General features: G+C 32.8%; 3 protein-coding genes and 2 pseudogenes. 1 reads left to right on the plus strand and 4 read right to left on the minus strand.

What is annotated here, in order from left to right; genetic code table 11:
• Positions 1-79, plus strand: a pseudogene (locus HMPREF2685_RS10345) (IS6 family transposase); the annotation flags it as partial.
• Positions 80-113: 34 nt separating this feature from the next.
• Here the strand turns inward: HMPREF2685_RS10345 and HMPREF2685_RS00060 are convergent.
• The 4 genes and pseudogenes from HMPREF2685_RS00060 to HMPREF2685_RS00075 all read right to left on the minus strand — a co-directional run.
• A pseudogene (locus HMPREF2685_RS00060) lies at positions 114-293 on the minus strand (helix-turn-helix domain-containing protein); the annotation flags it as partial.
• A 348-nt stretch (positions 294-641) separates the two neighbouring features.
• Positions 642-1,079: an Ltp family lipoprotein gene (locus HMPREF2685_RS00065; protein ID WP_070464531.1), complete on the minus strand. Its 438-nt coding sequence runs from the start codon at positions 1,077-1,079 to the stop codon at positions 642-644.
• 76 nt (positions 1,080-1,155) lie between these two features.
• Positions 1,156-1,488, minus strand: a complete 333-nt coding sequence (locus tag HMPREF2685_RS00070; RefSeq protein WP_070464535.1) for a plasmid mobilization protein — start codon at positions 1,486-1,488, stop codon at positions 1,156-1,158.
• A gap of 282 nt (positions 1,489-1,770) precedes the next feature.
• On the minus strand, positions 1,771-2,652 hold the full coding sequence (locus tag HMPREF2685_RS00075; RefSeq protein ID WP_003010590.1) for a replication initiation protein: 882 nt from the start codon (positions 2,650-2,652) through the stop codon (positions 1,771-1,773).
• Between the last annotated feature and the right edge of the window lie 104 nt (positions 2,653-2,756).

Below are 2,756 nucleotides of genomic sequence, written 5' to 3' on the forward strand. Positions count from 1 at the left end.
GAAAACCCGAAAAGAAGGCACTCTCTTCGGGTTTTCGGTCTGTACTGAAATCAAGGTATTATTGGGAATCCCAGCTTAAATCATAGATGCCGTAAGGGATTTTATTCTTTATTTAAAACTTTGCAACAGAACCCTAATACTTGACCATTTTCAATACGAGCAAGTTGACGAATAGTTAATTCAGATTCATCTCCACAAACATCCGCTTGAGTCAAATTTTTATTAAGACGAGCCGTACGGATGTTATTACCTATTTTCAATTTTAATTCGGCATCTTTATCCTCAATAGTCATATCGTACTCCTAAAATTTATGTTTAACAGTATTATATCATGAAATTAATTATTTTAATTATAAAGATCTGTTTTAGTTTACAAATAGAATACATTTAAATTTATATACGATGAGAGTTTATTGACGTCTATAATTTAACAAGACAACATTTTTCCGAAAAATCGTTCTTTTTCGGAAACATAATGTTATGTAACAAAATAAGCTCAACCCATTGCCCCTGTAGGCTTTTCTAATGATAGATAGCCCATAAAACGAACTGAAAATGCGTCAAAATGGCCCTCTCAGCACTATTTTTCATCAAATTTGTATATATAAAACAAAAAACAGAGGATATCCTCTGTTTTTATTTTATTTCAAATTTTCTACGGCGTAGTTTGCTTCTTCTTCAGTGAAGTTTTCAAAATTAATAAGTTGGTTCTTGAGACCATCTTCTGAAAGAGTGACTGTTTTTTGATAGTCTTTGGCTTTTTCTAACGCTTGTTTTTTGAAATCAACTTTAATATTTTTGACTGCGTAATCCGCTTCTTCTTGAGTGAATTTTTCAAAAGTGACAAGTTGTTCAGCTAATTTTGCTTTTGAAAGATGGACAGTATCTTCGTATGACTCTGCTTTTTTGCGTGCGTTTTTGAATTCAGTTGATACATTTTCCTCACTTGAAGAAGATGCTTTTTGTTCTGTTTTAGCTTCCGATGCTTTCGCATCTTTTTTACTATCAGATCCTGAAGAGCATGCAGTTAAAGCAATAGCAGACAATCCAATGATTGCAAGTGTAGTTACCTTTTTCATAAAAAATCCCCATTTTTATTTTTTCCTATGTAGTAATTTTACTAAATGCGGGAAGCGTTTGCAATAAAAAACGAGGTTACTTCCAGAATTGCCACCACTTTTTGTGCTCTAAAAGCAAGGTTTTTTCTTTGTTTTCTCGCGACAAATCCAGAGTTAATATCTGTTGATTCTTCAACAACTCTTGCAAATTCGCTATTTGTTCGTTTTTTTCTTTAAGTTCCGATTGTAACACAAGTAAGACATTTGCGTCACTTTCGTGTTGCGTATTTTCTGCATTTTCTTCGCTAAGTAACACATTTCTCACATACTCAGAAAGTTTCATTTTACTAGCTTTTGCACGTTTTTCTAATTCTTTTTTCTCTTCGTCTGTAATACGTACGTTTAAACTTTTATGTTTCCCTTGCGTCACGTTGTATCTCCTTTGTAATTCTTTTTCTTTACAATTTTATCACAAATTTTAGGCGATATTTAACTAAAATCGATTTTAAGCTCTCATTTCCTTATCGATAGCTATAGAAAATGAAACTAAATGGTCTGGTAGGGTAAATATACCACCCTGACCTTTAATGTCTTAAAACATAATAAAAACAATTAGAAAATACAGCTAAAAATCGAAGCCCTATTTTTTTACGATTTAATAATATAACTAGACTATTAACCTAGTTAAAATTGACGCAAATAAAAAGACGGCTTAACCGTCTTTTTTCAAATTCTCTACTTTCGCTTTCAACTCGTTAGCTCTTTTCTCTTGTTCAGGGGTTAGAGGTTTCTTTTCGTAGTTAGGGTTGTGGTAAGCTGGCACATTTGTCTTGCTTGTCTTTTTGCTTGATTTTGCTTTATTAGACTTTTTCGGTTTTGGTTTATTGAATTTGTCTGGATCATATGTTCCAGTCACTTCTTTTTTCCAAGTAAATTCATATCCTAAAACTGGATTTCCACGCTTTTTTGACTTGATTTTTTTGACTTTTAAATCCTCAAAATAGGGAGACAACTGTTTTAAAATCGGAGTGATGACCGCTCTATCGATTTCGCTTGATTTATAGCTACTTGGCATATCTAACAAAAGTTTAAATTCATCAATCTTGAACTCTTTTCGTCCAACCGTTCGCCACTGTTTCAGAAGTCTATAAGCGGTTTTTGCGTAAGTCGAGCGAATGGAAGTAAACTCTTGCAACTCATACTGAGTAAAATTTGCTGATAACTTATTCAAAATATACTCAAAAAGAGGGGATACAGAAACTTGGGCTTGCATGTCTGACAAATCATCTTCCCATTCAACTTTGAAACGTGTAAAAAGTGGCATGTATTCAATAGAATTCTTTGTTTTCTCGATGTATCTTAATTGAGAGATGTTATTTGCTAGGCTATCCATTGTGTCGTAAAATCGCTTATTGTGTTCGATAGAATAGTTTGCCAATTCTGCCAGTTGATGTTTATCGAAAATAAGGTCAGAAGTGCCTTTGTCTCTTGCTTTTGTAATAATCGCAAAAAAGAAATTCATCTCTTCTGCTGTCCATTTTCTCATGATAACCGTGTTTAAATCATTGTGATGCTTAACTACTTCATTAGCCATTAAGAACTCCTTTTCATTTCTTCTTAATTATACCACCAAAAACTTTATAAAGCAAATATTTATATTTGTTCTTAATAAACCGACATTTCTACACCCATAAACCG

The sequence above is a fragment of the Streptococcus sp. HMSC074F05 genome (assembly GCF_001808725.1).
In the GTDB taxonomy this organism is placed as follows: domain Bacteria; phylum Bacillota; class Bacilli; order Lactobacillales; family Streptococcaceae; genus Streptococcus; species Streptococcus parasanguinis_I.

What these genes read in the sequence shown, in the direction of transcription:
- HMPREF2685_RS00065 (WP_070464531.1), bottom strand. Translation starts at nt 1,079, where the DNA reads ATGAAAAAGGTAACTACACTTGCAATCATTGGATTGTCTGCTATTGCT.
- HMPREF2685_RS00075 (WP_003010590.1), bottom strand. Translation starts at nt 2,652, where the DNA reads ATGGCTAATGAAGTAGTTAAGCATCACAATGATTTAAACACGGTTATC.